Origin of the sequence: Secundilactobacillus silagei JCM 19001 (assembly GCF_002217945.1) — a bacterium.
Lineage (GTDB): Bacteria > Bacillota > Bacilli > Lactobacillales > Lactobacillaceae > Secundilactobacillus > Secundilactobacillus silagei.
In genome coordinates this window covers 34,864-52,758 of sequence record NZ_BCMG01000005.1, presented here as the reverse complement: position 1 = coordinate 52,758, position 17,895 = coordinate 34,864, and the positions used below count along the sequence as shown (strand labels likewise).

The following is a 17,895-nucleotide window of genomic DNA, read 5'->3' as shown; positions in this document are numbered from 1 at the left end:
CGTTTTTGAGTTATCGGGTATAATTAGTCTAGACAACTTACAGGGGGTAATCCGGTGCTTCAGGAACTTTCAATTAAAAATTTTGCGATTATTGCTAGCTTAGACGTTGAATTTGAGGATGGCATGACGGTTCTGACGGGTGAAACGGGTGCCGGCAAGTCGATCATCATTGATGCCGTCGGATTGTTAGCTGGCGGCCGTGGTTCGCAGCACTTTGTGAGAACCGGTGCCGATAAGGCCATTATTCAGGGGGCCTTCGTCTTCCCTAAAGGCGGTCAGACCTATGGCCAATTAGATCAGCTGGGCATTGACCACGATGACGGCACGGTGATCTTACAACGCGAGATCTATCGCTCGGGCAGAAACGTTTGCCGGATCAACGGGATGTTAGTGAACACCAGTACCCTGAAGCAATTGGGGGAGACCATCGTTGATATCCACGGGCAAAATGAACACCAGGAACTGATGCAGCCAGACAAGCACTTGCGGTTACTCGATGAATTTGGCGGTGACGAGCTGTCTTCAATTAGATCGCGTTACCAAGCCACTTATCAGGATTATCAGCACCTGCACCATTCCATGGTGTCGCGCAATACCCACCAAAAAGAGTGGGCGCAGCGGCTGGATATGCTGCGGTTTCAAGTTAAAGAAATTGAGGATGCCCAGCTGCAGCCGGATGAAGAGACCACGTTAAGTCAGCAACGCGACCGGTTAATGAACTATCAGAAGATCAACACATCGCTGCAGGAGGGTTTCTTGGCTTTAAATGGTGATGAAGAGTCCACCGGGGCTTTGGATCTTAGCGGGACAGCGATGAATTCGCTGTCTGCAATTGCGGATCTGGATCCAGCGTTTAACCAGTTGTTTGAGTCGTTGCAGTCGGCTTACTATGCCTTACAAGACGCTTCTGGTGAGATTTCCAAACAAGTCGATCAGCTGGAGTGGGACGATAACAAGTTAGATGAGATCGAAGCCCGCTTAAACGTGATTCACCAATTAAAGCGCAAGTATGGCGATTCCGAAAAGCAGATTTTAAGTTATCTGAAACGAATCAAAAAAGAATTAGCTGATATGGAGGCCGCTGAAATTGATGAAGGCGACCTCGATGAAGAGTTAGCCAAAAAAGAGCAGCAACTGCTTAAGTATGGCCAGCAGCTGACCACCGAGCGACATAAAATCGCTACCAAGCTGGAGTCAGCAATCAAGGGAGAGCTAAAGGACCTTTACATGGCTAAAACGGTCTTTCAAGTGCGTTTTAAGCCAACCAATGATCAGCAGTATTTTGCCACGGGGATGGATGACGTTGAGTTTTACATTCAGCCCAACCCGGGTGAAGAGATTCGGCCCTTAGCTAAGATTGCGTCCGGTGGGGAATTATCGCGGCTGATGTTAGCGTTAAAAACGATTTTCTCGAAGTCACAAGGCGTCACTTCGATTATCTTTGATGAAGTCGATACTGGCGTTTCTGGTCGCGTGGCGCAGGCGATTGCCGAAAAGATCAGTGGCATCGCAAACGAGTCGCAAGTGCTTTGCATTACCCACCTACCGCAAGTGGCTGCTATGAGCGACCACCACTACTTTATTGATAAGCAGGTGACGGGTGATCGAACGGTGACCCACATTAAACGGTTGAATCAGTCAGCGCGAGTCAAAGAACTGGCACGGATGCTGGCCGGGACCACAGTGACGGAATTAACGCTGGACCACGCAAAAGAATTATTGGACATGGCGACTGAAGAAAAACAGCAACGGATTCCAAGCAAGTAATCTAAAATGGCGTGTCAGCAGCTCTCGTTTGAGAGGTGTTAACACGCCATTAGTATTTGGTTTAAATATAAAATTAATTGATTGTACGAGCTGTTTTAGCGATAATCGTTTCTTTCAACAAACTTGATTTGATTCAAATGAGCGACTTGAGTGATATTTTGACTGGCATTAGTGACTAACAGGGTGTCTTTAGGCCCCTGAGTAAGGTAGCCAGACATCAACGCTTCATTTTCGCTGGGTTCACCTGGTTCGCTTGGCAAATTCAGGTGCAGGGTCACGTGGTAGTGACGGGTCAACGCTTGTTCTAAAAAGTAATCGCGTTGCGCTTGTGGCATTCCCAACGGTTCGGTAGGATCAATGACTAAAAATTGGCGGTAACGGTCGTTTAACTGGGACGAGAATTTTTTAATTGCAGATACTTGATTGGACATTTTAATCACCTCGAACATTTGTTTGCATTTATTATTATACGAACCTACGTTTGTCTTTGCAAGTCTAAATCACGATTATTTTGAAAAGCCTGAGTTAGAGCTTGTCAAAGCGCGGTCTGGCGTGCGATAATGGTTCTTATTATCATTTTGAAACTAGATAAGGGGATCTCAAGTAATGACTAAAAGAGGGATGTTGATTGTGTTATCCGGGCCGTCCGGTGTTGGTAAAGGGACTGTCCGTAAGGCTTTGTTTGATGAGCCAGACACTGATTTTCAGTACTCCATTTCCATGACTACCCGTAAGCCGCGCGAAGGCGAAAAGGATGGCGTTGATTATTTTTTCGTTTCCAAAGAGCAGTTTGAAGAGAACATCAAGAATGGTGAGATGCTCGAATACGCCAAATATGTTGACAACTACTATGGAACGCCATTAAAATATGTTAATGAGACTTTAAATTCGGGTAAGGACGTTTTCCTAGAGATTGAAGTCAACGGTGCGATGCAGGTTCGTGCAAACGTACCGGATGCTGTTTTTGTCTTCTTGACCCCACCTGATTTAATGGAATTAAAGCACCGACTGATCAACCGTGGGACCGAAGAGATGAACGTGATCAACGCTCGAATCAAAAAAGCGGTTGGCGAAATTAAAATGATGCGTAACTATGATTACGCCGTTGTGAACGATGAAGTTGAAAACGCGGTTGCGCGTATTCGAACGATTATACGTTCAGAACGCTTACGGGTCAACCGGGTAATGCCAGATTATGAACAAATGTTATTAGAGGGAGACGAATAGAATGTTATTATACCCATCAGTAGATAAGTTACTTGAACGTGTTAATTCCCGTTATTCATTGATCATGCTTGCTAGCAAGCGTGCGCACCAACTAGATGCTGGCGCTAAGCCACTGTTAGACCACTATGAATCACCAAAAACGATTGGCCGTGCATTGGAAGAAATTGCGGCTGGTAAAATTATTATCGACCCAGATGAAACTGACCAGATCTAATGAGCTTCACCACTACTGAACCGCTGTTTTGACCCCCAATTAAGTGGGTGTTAAGATGGCGGTTTTGTTTGTGCAAGGTGGCATTTACTTTGGTACAATAATAAAGATTAATTAACGAAACAATTAACGAAACGTTTGGGGGTATTTAAAATGGCGAAACAACACGTTGCACTGTATGTTACTGGCAGTATCGCGGCTTATAAGGCACTGACCTTGACCCGCCTGCTGATTAAATCAGGTGCGGCAGTTCGAGTGGTCATGACGAAAGCAGCTGAAGCCTTTGTGACGCCGCTCAGTTTTCAAGTTTTATCCAAAAACGCCGTGGCGACTGAGATGTTTGCTGGTACCCAAGTTAAGGCAGTTGACCATATCGAACTGGCTGACTGGACCGATTTAGCGGTTGTCGCGCCCGCCAGTGCCGATATCATTGGCAAGCTGGCTAACGGCATTGCGGATGATATGGCCAGTCTCACGCTGATGGCCACCACGGCGCCTAAGTTAGTCGTGCCGGCAATGAATCAGCACATGTTAGACAGTGCGGCCACTAACCGGAATATCGCGCAACTAAAACAGGATGGCGTCACTGTGATGACACCAGCGACGGGTTTCTTAGCTGAAGGCTATAGCGGCCGTGGCAGAATGCCGGAACCGGCAGCCATCATGCAGCAAATTGAAACTCTGCGCCCACAAACGACGCCTTTAACCGGTAAAAAAGTACTGGTAACCGCCGGCGGTACTCGTGAACGGATCGATCCGGTGCGCTTTATTACTAACGATTCTTCAGGCAAAATGGGCTATGCCATCGCCGAAGAAATGCAGCAGCGTGGCGCCACGGTGACCTTGATCTCCGCACCAACGAAGTTAACGCCGCCAGCGGGCGTTTCACTGATTCCAGTGCTGACAACGGAAGACTTAGCTGACGCGGTGACTAAGGCGTTTAAACAAACCGACATTTTAGTCATGGCCGCGGCGGTCGCTGATTTTAAACCCGTGAATACGGCAGATCAAAAAATTAAAAAGTCCGCTGATAATGATCAACTGACGATCAAACTGACCAAAACAACCGATATTTTAAAGCAGGTGGCGCGGTTAAAGCAGCCGGGTCAGATCACCGTGGGCTTTGCGGCTGAAACGCAAAACTTACTGGATAATGCTAACCAGAAATTGATTGCCAAACAGCTTGATCTGTTAATTGCTAATGATGTTTCCAAGCCAGGGGTGGGATTTAATGGCGATACGAACCAAGTGACCATTTTACAGCCAGATCAGGCACCCATTAAAACCACTTTGGCGGATAAACACACCATCGCTAAGCAAGTGGTTGATCAGATCAGCCAACGGCTACAAAAAGAGGGGTAGGAATGACGCAAATCGCTGAGGTCATCGTGGATGTACCAACGATGCAGACCAACACGCCTTATTCGTATGAAATACCGTCAGCCTTAGTTGACCAGCTGCAGCCCGGTATGCGGGTGGTGGTTCCCTTTGGTAACGGCAGCCGTAAAGTGCAGGGCTTTGTTTGGCAGGTCAAACCAGACGCTAAACCGGATCCGGACGTGATTTTGAAGGCCATTGATACCGTGATGGATCCAGCACCCATCGTGAACGCCGAACTGATGCAGCTTTCGGATTGGCTGGCGCACACCACGTACGCGTTTACCATTACGTGTCTGCAGACCATGCTGCCCAACGCTTTAAAAGCGAAGTATCAAAAATGGGCCAGGCCCACTGAACAGCTGGCTAACGATATTCGTCAGCAGTTGTTCGGCAATCAGCCAGAACTATTGTGGGATGATTCATTGCCCACGGACACGGTCAAACAGTTACTGGCTTTGAATCGCCAGCATCTGATCACCGTGCGCTACGAAGTTCGTAACCAGTCCAAAGTTAAAAAAGTGATGATGATCAAACCAGCGATGAACGTGGCTGAATTAACGGCTGCGCGTTCGTCGCTGAGAAAAACGGCGGTGAAGCAGGCCACCTTGCTCGATTATTTAATTGCGCATCGCGACACCATCAGCCAGCCGGATTTAGAACATCAGTTAAAGCTCTCCAGCAGCAGTTTAAAAACCGGTGAAGTAAATGGCTGGCTGACCCGGAAGGCCGTGGAAGTTTATCGCGATCCGTTTCAGACGGCTGTTGTTAAAACGAAGCCGTTAAAATTAAATCCGGATCAAGATAAGGCGGTCAGTGCGATTTGTTCGGCCACTGATCATGAACAATCCGAAACGTTTCTATTAGAGGGGGTCACCGGCAGCGGCAAAACCGAAGTCTACTTACAGGCGATGGCCAACGCACTGTCGCAGGGCAAGCAGGCTTTAATGCTGGTCCCTGAAATTTCGTTAACGCCACAAATTGTCGGCCGGGTTCGTGGCCGTTTTGGCAAACAAGTCGCGGTACTGCACAGCGGTTTGTCCAGCGGTGAACGGTTTGATGAATGGCGCAGAATTCAGCGTGGCGAAGCCCAAGTCGTGGTCGGCGCGCGTTCTGCGGTATTTGCACCGCTGACGCATTTAGGCGTCATTATTGTGGATGAAGAACACGAAGGTAGCTATAAACAAGAGGATAATCCTCGCTACCACGCCCGTGACGTTGCGTTATGGCGGGGACGGTACCATCACTGCCCCGTGGTTTTAGGCAGTGCCACGCCGTCACTAGAAAGTCGCGCACGGGCTGAAAAGAACGTGTATACTAGGTTGTTGTTGCCCAACCGGGTCAATCACCAGGCGTTACCGCAAGTCACCATCGTTGATATGACGGAGGAATTGCGGCACCACAAGGAAAGTAACTTTTCCAGCGGGCTGCTGCAGGCCTTGCAGACCCGGCTGGCGCGCGGGGAACAGTCGCTGTTGATGCTGAACCGTCGCGGATATTCGTCATTTGTAATGTGTCGGGACTGCGGGTTTGTTTTACAATGTCCCAACTGCGATATTTCGCTGACACTGCACATGGACACCAAAACGATGAAGTGCCATTACTGCGGCCATGAAGAACCGATTCCGCACGTTTGTCCCAACTGTCATGGGCGCCATATCCGCTATTATGGCACGGGTACTCAAAAGGTTGAACAAGAATTGACTGAATTATTGCCAACTGCTCGCGTCATTCGGATGGATGTTGACACGACCCGGCGAAAGGGTGCTCACGAGCGTCTGCTGAAACGTTTCGGTGACCACCAGGCAGATATCCTATTAGGGACGCAAATGATCGCTAAGGGGCTGGATTTCCCTGATGTGACCCTAGTTGGCGTGCTGAATGCGGATACCGCCTTGGGTCTGCCGGATTTTCGGGCCAGCGAGCGGACGTTTCAACTGCTGACCCAAGTCAGCGGCCGGGCCGGGCGAGCATCCAAACCTGGTCAGGTCTTTATCCAGACTTATAATCCGGACCACTACGCGATTCAACTGGCGAAAACGCAGAACTACGAACAGTTCTTCGGCCGGGAGATGCAGCTGCGTCACCGGGGCAACTACCCGCCGTATTATTTTGCGGTTAAGCTGACCGCTAGTGACGTGGAAGAACGCAAGGCAGCTGAAGCCATGGTTAAGATCGTGCGCCAGTTAAAAACGGTATTGAGTCCCCAGGCAATCATCCTAGGGCCCACGCCAGGCGCCATTGCCCGCGTGAACAAACGCTACTATTATCAATTAGTGATCAAATATAAACGTGAATCACAACTGGATTCGGCCCTGTTCAAGATTTTAGGACAGGCTCAAAAACAGTCTCGTGGCGGGTTGCAAATTGCAATCGACCGCAATCCAATGAGCTTTATGTAAGCCAAAAGGAGAATAAGTATGACATCAATCGTCTTCATGGGAACACCCGAATTTTCAGCGCCAATTCTAGAAGCGCTGATTCAACACCATTACGACGTCAAAGCCGTTGTGACGCAGCCGGACCGACCAGTTGGCCGCAAACACGTGCTGACTGCTTCACCGGTTAAACAGGTCGCTTTGGCGCACAATATTGAAGTCCTGCAGCCGGAAAAAATTGGCGGCAGTGAAGAAATGGCCCGGGCCATTGAGCTGGCACCGGACTTTATCGTTACGGCGGCCTTTGGGCAATTTTTGCCCACCAAGCTGTTAAAGTCGGCTAAAACGGCCGCCATTAACGTGCACGCCTCGTTATTGCCTAAGTATCGTGGCGGCGCGCCAGTGCACTATGCCGTGATGAACAACGATGCTAAAACCGGTGTTTCAATCATTTACATGGTTAAAAAGATGGACGCTGGCGATATTATTAGCCAAAAGTCGATCCCCATTGAAAAGACCGATGACGTGGGCAGCATGTTTGATAAATTAAGCGTGTTAGGTCGTGACCTACTGCTGGAAACCTTGCCGAAGTTAATTGACGGTGATGTCGATCCGGTGCCACAAGACGAGGCGAAGGTCACCTTTTCGCCAACCATCAAACCGGCTGAAGAAGAAGTGGACTTCAGTATGTCAGCGACAATGGTCGACGCAAAGATTCGCGGTCTGCGGCCATTTCCAACGTCGTATATCATTTTATCGGGAACGAGAACCAAGCTGTGGGACGTCACGGTACTCCCTGATAAAACGGATTTAACGCCAGGCAAAGTCGTTGTGCACGAAAAGCACCGGCTAGTTCTATCGACTGGCGATCACGGCACCCTGCAGATCAATGCACTGCAGCCGGCAGGAAAACCGAAACAAAGCATTACTGACTTTTTGAACGGAACTGAGGATGCCCTAACAGAGGGCGAACAGGTGGTTAAACTATGAGTAAAGTTGATAACAATCCGCGGTCAATGGCCGTTACAGCACTGACCCGCGTCAAAAATGGCGCCTATTCTAATCTGCAACTGAATCAAATGATCGATGATTCCAATATTTCCCAACGTGATGCCGGTTTAATGACCACCATCGTGTACGGCGTCATTCAGCACCGCATGACCATCGATTACCAGCTAGAACCCTTCATCAAGAACCAAAAGCGCGTCGCTGACTGGGTCATGATCTTACTAGAGACTGCCGTTTATCAGATGCAGTATCTAGAACGGGTTCCCAAGCGGGCGATCTTTGATGAATCGATCGAAATTGCTAAAACCCGTGGCCATGAGGGTATTCGCCGGTTTGTGACCGGCGTGCTGCACCAAATGGACCGGGTGGGGATCAAAGACCCTGCTGACATTGATGATCCAATCAAACGGCAAAGTCTGGTCTATTCCGTCCCAGAATGGCTGATCAATGAGTTAACTGACCAGTTGGGGGCCGATAAGACCACCAGTATTTTAAAGAGTATTAACCATCCAGCTAACCAGTCGATTCGGGTCGCTACGGAACAGCTTTCCATGGCGGATGCGAAGGCGGCCTTGGAAGAAGAAGGCTACAAAGTAGCGGACAGTCAAGTGGCCGTTCAGGGATTCGTACTCAGCGGTAAACCCGCTAATCAGGCGAAGCTCTTTAAATCCGGTCAAGTGACCATTCAAGATGAAAGTGCTATGCTGCCCGCAGAAAGTATGCAGATTCAGCCTAACATGATGATCCTTGATGCCTGCTCAGCACCCGGTGGTAAAACGGTTCAGATCGCCGGACAGCTGTCAGCTGATCAACGCGGTCAAGTCGTGGCTTTGGACATTCACGAACACAAAGTTCATTTGGTCAAACAAAACGCTCGCCGGATGAACGTGAGTGATCGGGTCGTTACGCAGGCTATTGATGCCCGTAAGATCCAGGATGTCTTTAAAGATCAGACCTTTGACGAAATTCTAGTGGATGCGCCCTGTTCAGGGATTGGCCTGGTTCGTCGTAAGCCAGAAATTCGCTACGAAAAGCAGCTGAAAGACGTGACGTCCTTGGCTAAAATTCAACTGGATATTTTAAACGCCGTTGCTCAAAAAGTGAAAATTAACGGTATAATAACTTACAGTACTTGTACGATACTTAATCAGGAAAACCGGGACGTAGTGAAGGCCTTCTTGGCTGAACACCCTGATTTTGAATCACAACGGGTTGAAACCGCCCGTGATCTAAAGGCGGACCGGACAACTGATTATCTTGAAATTTACCCGGATGATTTTGATTCTGACGGCTTCTTTATCGGTCAGTTCAAGCGGGTACGTTAGTGGAGGTTACTCATGCAGATTGCTTATCGAACAGCAATAGGGAAGCGCCGACAAGATAACGAAGACAGCATTGGCATATTTACCAACCAGAGTGGCGTAACACTGGCCATCATTGCGGATGGTATTGGTGGTAATCAGGGTGGCGATGTGGCTTCTGAAATGGCGGTGGCGCACATGGGCCATTCGTTTCAGCCGACCACGGTCAAAACGATCGACGAAACCAAAAACTGGCTGCAAAACCAGATCTCATCTGAAAATCAGGACATTCGCGATCGGTCTGAACAGTACCTTGATCTAAAGGGCATGGGGACGACCGTGGTGCTAACGGTGATCTTTGACCAGACGGTGCTGATTGGCAACATTGGTGATAGCCGAGCTTACCTGTTGCGTGATCACGTTTTTTCTCAAGTGACGGAAGACCATTCGCTGGTCAATGAACTGGTCAAACGGGGTGAACTGTCAAAGCAGGCGGCCCGGGTTCACCCCCAAAAAAACGTCATTACCCGGTCTTTGGGGATTGAAAAAGCGGTCCAAATTGACATGCATTACTTAGAATTAACGGATAACGATATGCTGCTGCTCTGTTCGGACGGCTTAAGCGATATGGTCAATGATGATCAGATTCAAGCTGTCCTTGAATCTGACGCAGCGTTGCAGGCAAAATGTGATGAACTCATTAAGTTAGCTAACGATGCTGGCGGTTTGGATAATATTAGTGTGATCTTGATCGATGACCAATCGGAGGTGGCTGACTAATGCGACCAAATTACGTTTTAGGCGGCCGATACCGAATTCTGAAAGCCTTAGGCGAAGGCGGCATGGCAAACGTTTATTTAGCCCATGATCTCATTTTAGACCGGGACGTTTCCGTGAAGCTATTAAGACTTGATCTACGCGACGATCCCCATACCATCAAGCGGTTTCAGCGGGAAGGGTTAGCGGCCACTGAGCTGGTTCACCCAAACATCGTGAGCGTGTATGACGTGGGTGAAGAAAACGGCATGCAGTACATGGTGATGGAATACGTGAAGGGGATGGACTTAAAGGCCTACATCAAAAAGCACTTTCCCATTCCTTATCAGGAAGTCATCAACATTATGGAACAGGTGCTGTCGGCCGTGGCAGTCGCGCATGAACACAATATTATTCACCGTGACCTGAAGCCGCAAAACATCCTGATCGATGAAAATGGGGTCACCAAGATTACCGATTTTGGGATTGCAGTGGCCTTATCAGAGAATGCACTGACTCAAACGAACACGGTATTGGGTTCAGTTCACTATTTGTCCCCAGAACAGGCCCGTGGCGGTATGGCGACTAAAAAGTCGGATATTTACTCGTTAGGGATCATTCTCTATGAACTTTTAACGGGAACGGTGCCCTTTAAGGGTGAAACCGCGATTTCAATTGCCATCAAGCACTTTCAATCCGATATTCCATCCGTCCGTGAATTTGATCCGCGGATTCCGCAGGCGTTAGAAAACGTGGTCTTAAAGGCCTCCTCCAAGCGGCCGGCTGACCGTTACGAAACGGTGACCGATATGGCCAATGATCTGGAGACGGCGTTATCGCCGAGGCGGGCATCAGAACCGAAGTTTGTACCTAATTCAGAAGTTGATGATGGTGAAACCAAGGTGCTTGACCCGGCTGCTTTACATTCGCAGGCGGTTCAAGATGAGACTGAGACCCCGCCGGTAAAAGATGATGACACCCCACCGGTTAAGCCGAAAAAAAAGCGGCGGCATCGGCGGCGCTTACGTTACATTTTATTGGGATTAGCGGTTATTTTGCTGGCAGCGGTGGGTCTGGCGTTTTGGCTGGGCCGTCCCCAATCAGTGACGGTACCGGATGTGAGTGGCCTGACGGTAAATGAGGCGCAGCAAAAATTATCCGATAATGATTTGAATACTGGTTCGATTAAACGGCAATCCAGTGTGGATATTAAGAAGAACCTGATCATTAAAACGTCACCAGCAGCGGAGCAAACGGCTAAAAAGAACGCTAAGATCAGCCTCTACGTCAGTACGGGACCGCGGTTAGTCAAAGTTGGCAACTACGTGGGTCAATCCTATACACGGGCGGAAGCGCTGCTGAAGGCCAAGGGGATCACCGTTAAGCGGCAAAATGAGTCGTCTAACGAGGTGCCCATCGGTAACGTGCTCCAGCAAAGTGTCGAAAATGGCCAGCGCATCGATCCGAAAAACACCACGGTGACTTTAACGGTTTCAGCTGGTCAGCGGCAGTTGCAGCTGGCTGATTTAACGGGTAAAAATAAGGCTCAGGTTCAGCGGTATGCGACGCGTGAGTCGATCAATATTTCCTTTAGGTACCGGTATGATAACCGAACTAAAGACACGGTCATTGACCAAACTCCTGGGGCCGGCAGTACGGTCAGGGAAGGGTCAACCGTGGTTGTCACCTTGTCCAGAGGGAAAAAGCCAGTCTCGAAGTCCGAACCAAAAGTTGAAGACTTTAACGTTGACGTTGATATTCCCTTTGAAGCCAGTGCTTCTAGCTCCAGTGATTCAAGCAAGACTAGCAGCTCGTCTTCATCTAGTGACGACGTGAATACCGTTCAAATCTACATCCGGGATCACGATCATAGCTACAAAACGGTTTATAAGCAATTAACTATTGCTCAGGATACCCAAGTCTCGATTCCGTTTGCGGTGGCTTCCGGTAAGAGTGGCGGCTATAAAATCGTTCGGGATGGTAAGGTTATTTTATCCGATAACAACGTGACTAAAAATTCTCATTAATAATTACTGCATTTTAAAACCAGTTCTTTTATAATATAAGAGAACTGGTTTTAATTATCCAGAATTATGAAAGGTGGCGTTGATGTGGCGGAAGGCCAAATTCGACAATCATTAAGTGGCTTTTATGATGTCATGACGGACTCAGGAAGACTGGTACGCACCCGTGCTCGCGGTAATTTCCGTAACCGGAAGATTACGCCGCTAGTGGGGGATCGCGTTGTGATCGATGCGCCTAACGATCACGAAGGCTATATTTTAGAGGTTAAGCCCAGGCGCAACTCATTGGTCAGACCACCAGTTGCCAACGTTGATCAGGCAATCGTGGCGACGGCTGTGCGCCAGCCAGCCTTTTCAACTAATCTGCTTGACCGGCAGTTATTGGCCCTGGAGATTGCCGATATTGAACCGGTGATCTATCTGACCAAGACTGACCTGCTGACGGCAGCTGAACAGACTGAATTTGCTGGAATTGCGGCTGCGTATCGCAAAATTGGCTATCAGGTCGTGTATACGGCCGAACCATTTTCGGCAGCGGCACTAAAAGAAGTGGACGACCTGCTAGCTGGTAAAGTGAGTGTCATCATGGGTCAGACTGGGGCTGGTAAGTCAACTTTGCTGAATCACGTGGCGCCAGATTTAAAATTGGCCACCGGCGAGATCTCTGCTGCCTTAAATCGTGGGAAGCATACCACCCGGCGCGTTCAATTACTGGCAGTGGCTGGTGGCTTAATTGCTGACACACCAGGATTTTCATCGTACGATACGTTTTCAATGGATGCCAGATCATTAGGCAAGTATTTTCGTGAATTCCGTCGCGCCTCTGTTGATTGCCGTTTTCGGGGCTGTGTCCACGTCAATGAACCCGGCTGTGCTGTGAAGGCATTAGTTGAGTCAGGTGATATTTTACAATCGCGTTATGACAATTACCTGCAGCTGTATCAGACTCTGAAGAATCAAAAACCAAATTATCGCAAATCTGAGAAATGAGGGATTATGTATGAAAATCGCACCATCAATTTTAAGTGCTGATTATGTTAATCTTCAAAGAGATATTGAAAAAGTGGACAAGGCTGGTGCTGAATACCTCCATATTGACGTTATGGACGGCTCATTTGTACCCGCTATTTCCTATGGTCCAGGTTGGTTAAAGGCCATTCGCCCAATTACTAACATGACCTTGGATGTTCACATGATGGTCCAAAACCCAGAACGGTTCGTTGAACAGTTTGCTGAAAACGGTGCTGACATCATTGGTGTGCACGTTGAAGCAACGCCACATATTCACCGGGCACTGCAATTGATCAAAAACGCTGGTGCCAAGGCCGAAGTTGTGATCAACCCAGGGACGCCTGTCGAAGCAATCAAGCCCGTTTTATATATGGTTGACCAAGTACTTGTCATGACGGTTAACCCCGGCTTTGGTGGCCAAAAGTTCCTGCCTGAAACGTTGAAGAAGATTACGCAACTCGACCAATTGAAGCAAACTGAAGGCTATGACTTTGACATCGAAGTTGATGGCGGCGTTAAGAACACGACCATCGTGGACTGCCAAAAAGCTGGTGCAACCGTTGCTGTTGCTGGCTCATACGTCTTTGACGGGGTTGACCCTGCTGCTAAAGTTAAAGCTTTGAAGGATGCGACCAAGTAAATGACACATCTTAACTTGCTGGTAGGTGGTCCTACCAGTGAATGGCCTGAGCAGTTAAGTGCTGGCAAGGTAAGCGGTGACTGGATCGGTGCTGACCGTGGCACGCTGCGCTTATTAAAGCTGGGCATTACGCCATTAGTGGCCATTGGCGATTTTGATTCGCTGACTGCTGATGAACTAAAGCGCGTTAAAGGTGCAGTTGCTGACATTCGGCAGGCCAAACCGGAAAAGGACGAAACCGATACGCAGCTAGCTGTGACCGTGGCGCTACATGAATTTCACTACGACCGGTTAGACATTTACGGGGCCACTGGTGGCCGTTTAGACCATTTCCTGGCTAACCTATGGATCGTTTTGGAACCGCGGTACCGCCAATTTGCACCGAAGATTCGCTTTATTGATCGGCAAAACACGATTACGTTTTACGCACCGGGTTCGTATGAGATCACTAAGGAACCGGATAAAAAATATTTGGCCTTTGTGACTCTTGAACAGGTGAATAACTTGACCTTGCCTGATGAAAAGTACAATTTGCAGGGTAAAAACGTGACCCGGCCAATTTCTTACGCCAGTAATGAATTTGTTGGCGACACCGGTCATTTTTCATTTGATAGTGGCATGGTGGCTGTTATTCAAAGTAAAGATTAATCATTTTTGGAAGGGGTTAGGTGCTGATCAATCGCACCTAACTTTTTTAGGTGCACAAAAAAATCACCGCTAACGAAATTGATCGTTAACAGTGGTTCTTTTGGTTGAAAGAAAGATTTTAAAAATTCACAAAAAAAGCTTGGCTACCGCGCCAAACTTTCTTAACTAAACTCGAGTCACTTTGCCTGACTTCAAAGTTCGTGCAGAAATCCAAACCTTCTTAGGCTTGCCATCCACTAAAATACGAACTTTTTGCAAGTTTGGCTTCCAAGCACGCCGTGATGAATTCAAGGCGTGAGAGCGCTTGTTACCGAAACGGGTGCGCTTACCGTTGATGAAATCCTTTGCCATGGTAACTACCTCCTTTTAGACTTATCTAAAAAACGTTGCTTTTTAGCTCACTAAAATAATTTATCATAACCCCCGGTGGAATGCAATAGTTTTCTTTCAAGTAATTTTACTTGACAGCAATCAATCCGATTAATTATCATAACGGTAATGCCCAATTTGTGGTAATATAAATTATCGTGAAGACTAGTATGCAAGGAGGCTACTCTAGATGGCCGTAAAAATTAAAACAAAACATGGCTTAATCGATATTGATAATGATGTCATTGCTACAGTCGTTGGTGGTGCTGCCACTGATTCATATGGTGTTGTAGGTATGGCAAGCAAGAACCAGATCCGGGATAACGTAAATGTTATTTTGAATCGTAATAATTATGCCAAGGGCGTTGTCGTCCGTCAAGAAGATAACGGGGTTGCAGTTGATGTCAATATTATTGTCAGCTACGGAACGAAGATTTCAGAAGTTTCCCGAACCGTTCAATCAAAAGTGAAATATAATTTGGAAACGATGCTTGGAATTACTGCCAATGCTGTTAACATTACAGTTCAAGGCGTTCAAGTATTAAGTGAGTAAGAAGCGGAGGATAAAGTTGTTGCAAACGAAAGAAATAACGAATCGTGAGTTCATCAAAATGATTGAGGCTGCCTCAGCAGCACTGGATCAAAACGCTGAATTCATTAATTCATTAAATGTGTTTCCGGTGCCCGATGGTGACACTGGGACTAACATGAGTTTGTCGTTGGATAGCGGCTTAAAGTACGTTAACGAATCAAGTAGCACCAAAGTCGGTGAATTAGCCCAAGCCCTCGCAAAGGGACTGTTAATGGGTGCCCGTGGTAACTCTGGTGTTATTTTATCGCAGATTTTTAGGGGCTTTTCAAAGGCCATTGCGGACAAAGATACCTTGTCAGCTTCTGACTTGGTCGATGGCATCGCGGCCGGTGCTCAAACCGCCTATAAAGCGGTTATGAAGCCAACTGAAGGCACCATCCTGACCGTTATTCGGGAAGCTGCTAAGGCGGCCCGTAAGACGGTGGCTCGCGAAGATGATATCGTAGCCGTGATGGATGCCACTTATGATGCGGCTGCGGCTGCTTTAAAAACCACGCCTGATCTACTACCTGTTTTGAAGCAGGTTGGTGTGGTGGATTCTGGTGGTCAAGGGCTAACTTTTGTGCTTCAGGCATTTGATGATGTCTTAAATGGCCGTGAAACGGCTCAAAAGGGCGCTCACCAGCCTAATCCTACCGAGATGGATGAAATGGTCGATGCTGAACACCATCGCAGTGTGCAGGGTAAATTGAACCCTGACGACATTGTCTATGGTTACTGCACCGAGATCATGGTTCGTATCGGCCGGGGTAAACAAGTTGAACACAAGTTTGACTATGATACCTTCTATGATTATCTGGCTAAGTTGGGCGATTCATTATTAGTGGTCAACGATGACGAAATCGTGAAGGTCCACGTTCATACGGAACACCCAGGTAAGGTCATGGCTTGGGGCCAGTCATTTGGTGACCTGGCTAAAGTCAAAGTTGATAACATGCGTCTCCAGCAAGAGACCATCATTGAAAATGACGAGGAAAACGCTGCGAGTGAAGCACCAGTTGCCACTGCCGAAGCGCCTGCTGAAGCCCCTGAGACGGCCATCATTACGATTGCTGCTGGTAAGGGGATGCAGACCCTGTTTAAGAGTTTAGGGGCCACCACCGTTATTTCTGGCGGTCAGACCATGAATCCAAGTACCCAAGATATTGCGGATGCAATTCAAGAAAGTCACGCTAAGCAGGCCATCATTGTGCCGAACAACGGCAATATTTTCTTAGCTGCTGAACAAGCAGTTAAGGTCGTTGATGTTCCGGCAGTGATCGTGCACAGCAAGACAATCTCTCAAGGCATGACCGCAATGTTGGGCTTTGAACCGGATCATACCCTTGAAGAAAACCAATCCGCTATGGAAGACAACCTGTCGACCGTTAAGAGTGGTGAAGTCACTCACGCTATCCGTGATACCCAAGTCGATGGCTTTGATATCAAGAAGGGCAACTTTATGGGCATCATTGACGGTAAGATCTCGGTTGTGACTGACAGCACCGAAAAAGCCGCCATTCAAATGGTCACTAAGATGGTCGATGAAGACAGTGAAATCGTGACGATCATTTACGGTGTCGATACGGATAAGCAAACTGCTGAACACGTTCAGGCAGCCGTTGAAAAGATCGACGATGAGCTGGAAGTTGAAATTCACGAAGGGGACCAACCGGTTTATCCGTTTGTGATCTCGGTGGAATGACTTTATTCAGAATCAGCATAACTAAATTGAACTAAAACATAATGGAGACGCTCTTTTAACGAGGGTCTCCATTTTTTTGGTTGCATTTAATTAGTGTTTTTGGTGGCTGTTGGTGACACCCAAATAAAAATGGTAACATCCAGCTAAATGGCGTTTTAAGCCGAACTATTTATTGGACGGAATTGGGCTTAAATCATCCTCAACCCCTCTAAAGGCTTGAATTGAGCCTTCTGGGGTCTCTCTGGTGTATGAGTCGGTCATTTCAATGTTGGAATGGCCAAGCCAGTGCATCGCGTCAGTGTCAGAAATTTTTGCATTTGAACGTACCTTGGTTGCAAAGTAGTGTCTAAATTTGTGGGGATTAATTTTAACACCGGACACAAGGCTGATCCTGGCAAACAAATCCGCTGGTCGTTCTGGCTGATATGGGTTTACCGGTATCAGGATTGACCCAGATGAAATAGTTATCGGGGACTGTGCCTTTAAAATCTCATATTTCAATGTCTGAAGGGGACTGTCTCCGATATTTTGGGACATATTATTTGAATCAATTAGTTTGAATCAATTAGTTTGAATCAATTAGTTTGAATCAATTAGTTTGAATCAATTAGATAGATAGGAAAAACTAATTGATTAGTCAGTCCCGTTTCTTCACCGTCAAGAAAGCCATTAATCTTTTTAAATATAATTTGTAAATCAATATTTATGGTATTGTGCCCATTAGTGTTTATCGCCATTTCAGCGTCAGTTTTGTTGTTTACACTAGTTACGGCAAACTTGGATAAGCCTGCTTGCGTTTAGATTTTCCTTGAATTCACCCGATGCTCAGCAGGCCATTGCTGGCGTGCAGGGCAAAATATCCAACGTTGCTTGTATTTATCTTCGATACCAGCTTGAACTAT

The 17,895-nt window shown here is 47.5% G+C and carries 17 protein-coding genes; 14 read left to right on the top strand and 3 right to left on the bottom strand.

Annotated elements, in window-relative coordinates:
• Positions 1–54 precede the first annotated feature (54 nt).
• A complete protein-coding gene (gene recN, locus CES79_RS05800) occupies positions 55–1,767 on the top strand; it encodes a DNA repair protein RecN (RefSeq protein ID WP_089136592.1) in 1,713 nt (570 codons plus the stop codon).
• A 95-nt stretch (positions 1,768–1,862) separates the two neighbouring features.
• Here recN and CES79_RS05795 read toward each other — a convergent pair whose 3' ends face one another.
• A complete protein-coding gene (locus CES79_RS05795; protein ID WP_089136591.1) occupies positions 1,863–2,198 on the bottom strand; it encodes a hypothetical protein in 336 nt (111 codons plus the stop codon).
• A 175-nt stretch (positions 2,199–2,373) separates the two neighbouring features.
• Here CES79_RS05795 and gmk point away from each other — a divergent pair, with 175 nt between their 5' ends.
• From gmk to CES79_RS05740, 11 genes are all read left to right on the top strand, one after another.
• Entirely contained in the window at positions 2,374–2,994 is a 621-nt protein-coding gene (gene gmk / locus CES79_RS05790; RefSeq protein ID WP_089136590.1) for a guanylate kinase, read from the top strand.
• A 1-nt stretch (position 2,995) separates the two neighbouring features.
• Positions 2,996–3,208: a DNA-directed RNA polymerase subunit omega gene (gene rpoZ / locus CES79_RS05785; RefSeq protein ID WP_054655091.1), complete on the top strand. Its 213-nt coding sequence runs from the start codon at positions 2,996–2,998 to the stop codon at positions 3,206–3,208.
• A 150-nt stretch (positions 3,209–3,358) separates the two neighbouring features.
• Complete coding sequence (gene coaBC, locus CES79_RS05780; RefSeq protein ID WP_089136589.1) at positions 3,359–4,567, top strand: bifunctional phosphopantothenoylcysteine decarboxylase/phosphopantothenate--cysteine ligase CoaBC; 1,209 nt, start codon at positions 3,359–3,361, stop codon at positions 4,565–4,567.
• Between the two features lie 2 nt (positions 4,568–4,569).
• A complete protein-coding gene (priA, locus tag CES79_RS05775) occupies positions 4,570–6,984 on the top strand; it encodes a primosomal protein N' (RefSeq protein WP_089136588.1) in 2,415 nt (804 codons plus the stop codon).
• 18 nt (positions 6,985–7,002) lie between these two features.
• Positions 7,003–7,950, top strand: coding sequence for a methionyl-tRNA formyltransferase (gene fmt / locus CES79_RS05770; protein WP_089136587.1), 948 nt, complete (start codon positions 7,003–7,005; stop codon positions 7,948–7,950).
• Positions 7,947–9,293 (top strand): 16S rRNA (cytosine(967)-C(5))-methyltransferase RsmB, encoded by a 1,347-nt coding sequence (gene rsmB, locus CES79_RS05765; RefSeq protein ID WP_089136586.1) that lies wholly within the window; start codon positions 7,947–7,949, stop codon positions 9,291–9,293. The genes fmt and rsmB overlap by 4 nt, the downstream gene beginning before the upstream one ends.
• 12 nt (positions 9,294–9,305) lie before the next feature.
• Positions 9,306–10,049: a Stp1/IreP family PP2C-type Ser/Thr phosphatase gene (locus CES79_RS05760; RefSeq protein ID WP_089136585.1), complete on the top strand. Its 744-nt coding sequence runs from the start codon at positions 9,306–9,308 to the stop codon at positions 10,047–10,049.
• A complete protein-coding gene (gene pknB, locus CES79_RS05755) occupies positions 10,049–12,052 on the top strand; it encodes a Stk1 family PASTA domain-containing Ser/Thr kinase (RefSeq protein ID WP_054656345.1) in 2,004 nt (667 codons plus the stop codon). Before CES79_RS05760 ends, pknB begins: the two co-directional genes overlap by 1 nt.
• 84 nt (positions 12,053–12,136) lie before the next feature.
• Positions 12,137–13,039, top strand: a complete 903-nt coding sequence (gene rsgA, locus CES79_RS05750; protein WP_089136664.1) for a ribosome small subunit-dependent GTPase A — start codon at positions 12,137–12,139, stop codon at positions 13,037–13,039.
• A gap of 10 nt (positions 13,040–13,049) precedes the next feature.
• Positions 13,050–13,700, top strand: coding sequence for a ribulose-phosphate 3-epimerase (gene rpe / locus CES79_RS05745; protein WP_089136584.1), 651 nt, complete (start codon positions 13,050–13,052; stop codon positions 13,698–13,700).
• Positions 13,701–14,348, top strand: coding sequence for a thiamine diphosphokinase (locus CES79_RS05740; RefSeq protein ID WP_054656346.1), 648 nt, complete (start codon positions 13,701–13,703; stop codon positions 14,346–14,348). It abuts the gene before it with no gap.
• A gap of 165 nt (positions 14,349–14,513) precedes the next feature.
• On the opposite strand, the gene rpmB is transcribed toward CES79_RS05740, so the two are convergent.
• Positions 14,514–14,699: a 50S ribosomal protein L28 gene (gene rpmB, locus CES79_RS05735; RefSeq protein WP_020088997.1), complete on the bottom strand. Its 186-nt coding sequence runs from the start codon at positions 14,697–14,699 to the stop codon at positions 14,514–14,516.
• Between the two features lie 208 nt (positions 14,700–14,907).
• Between rpmB and CES79_RS05730 the strand changes: the two genes are divergently transcribed.
• Positions 14,908–15,270, top strand: coding sequence for an Asp23/Gls24 family envelope stress response protein (locus tag CES79_RS05730; protein WP_054656347.1), 363 nt, complete (start codon positions 14,908–14,910; stop codon positions 15,268–15,270).
• Between the two features lie 19 nt (positions 15,271–15,289).
• Entirely contained in the window at positions 15,290–16,993 is a 1,704-nt protein-coding gene (locus CES79_RS05725; RefSeq protein WP_054656348.1) for a DAK2 domain-containing protein, read from the top strand.
• Between the two features lie 165 nt (positions 16,994–17,158).
• Here the strand turns inward: CES79_RS05725 and CES79_RS13200 are convergent, their stop codons facing one another.
• Positions 17,159–17,530, bottom strand: a complete 372-nt coding sequence (locus tag CES79_RS13200) for a site-specific integrase (protein WP_089136583.1) — start codon at positions 17,528–17,530, stop codon at positions 17,159–17,161.
• Between the last annotated feature and the right edge of the window lie 365 nt (positions 17,531–17,895).

What these genes read in the sequence shown, in the direction of transcription:
- rpoZ (WP_054655091.1), top strand. Translation starts at nt 2,996, where the DNA reads ATGTTATTATACCCATCAGTAGATAAGTTACTTGAACGTGTTAATTCC.
- rpmB (WP_020088997.1), bottom strand. Translation starts at nt 14,699, where the DNA reads ATGGCAAAGGATTTCATCAACGGTAAGCGCACCCGTTTCGGTAACAAG.
- fmt (WP_089136587.1), top strand. Translation starts at nt 7,003, where the DNA reads ATGACATCAATCGTCTTCATGGGAACACCCGAATTTTCAGCGCCAATT.
- coaBC (WP_089136589.1), top strand. Translation starts at nt 3,359, where the DNA reads ATGGCGAAACAACACGTTGCACTGTATGTTACTGGCAGTATCGCGGCT.
- gmk (WP_089136590.1), top strand. Translation starts at nt 2,374, where the DNA reads ATGACTAAAAGAGGGATGTTGATTGTGTTATCCGGGCCGTCCGGTGTT.
- rpe (WP_089136584.1), top strand. Translation starts at nt 13,050, where the DNA reads ATGAAAATCGCACCATCAATTTTAAGTGCTGATTATGTTAATCTTCAA.
- pknB (WP_054656345.1), top strand. Translation starts at nt 10,049, where the DNA reads ATGCGACCAAATTACGTTTTAGGCGGCCGATACCGAATTCTGAAAGCC.
- CES79_RS05740 (WP_054656346.1), top strand. Translation starts at nt 13,701, where the DNA reads ATGACACATCTTAACTTGCTGGTAGGTGGTCCTACCAGTGAATGGCCT.
- priA (WP_089136588.1), top strand. Translation starts at nt 4,570, where the DNA reads ATGACGCAAATCGCTGAGGTCATCGTGGATGTACCAACGATGCAGACC.
- CES79_RS05760 (WP_089136585.1), top strand. Translation starts at nt 9,306, where the DNA reads ATGCAGATTGCTTATCGAACAGCAATAGGGAAGCGCCGACAAGATAAC.
- CES79_RS05795 (WP_089136591.1), bottom strand. Translation starts at nt 2,198, where the DNA reads ATGTCCAATCAAGTATCTGCAATTAAAAAATTCTCGTCCCAGTTAAAC.
- CES79_RS13200 (WP_089136583.1), bottom strand. Translation starts at nt 17,530, where the DNA reads ATGTCCCAAAATATCGGAGACAGTCCCCTTCAGACATTGAAATATGAG.
- rsmB (WP_089136586.1), top strand. Translation starts at nt 7,947, where the DNA reads ATGAGTAAAGTTGATAACAATCCGCGGTCAATGGCCGTTACAGCACTG.
- CES79_RS05730 (WP_054656347.1), top strand. Translation starts at nt 14,908, where the DNA reads ATGGCCGTAAAAATTAAAACAAAACATGGCTTAATCGATATTGATAAT.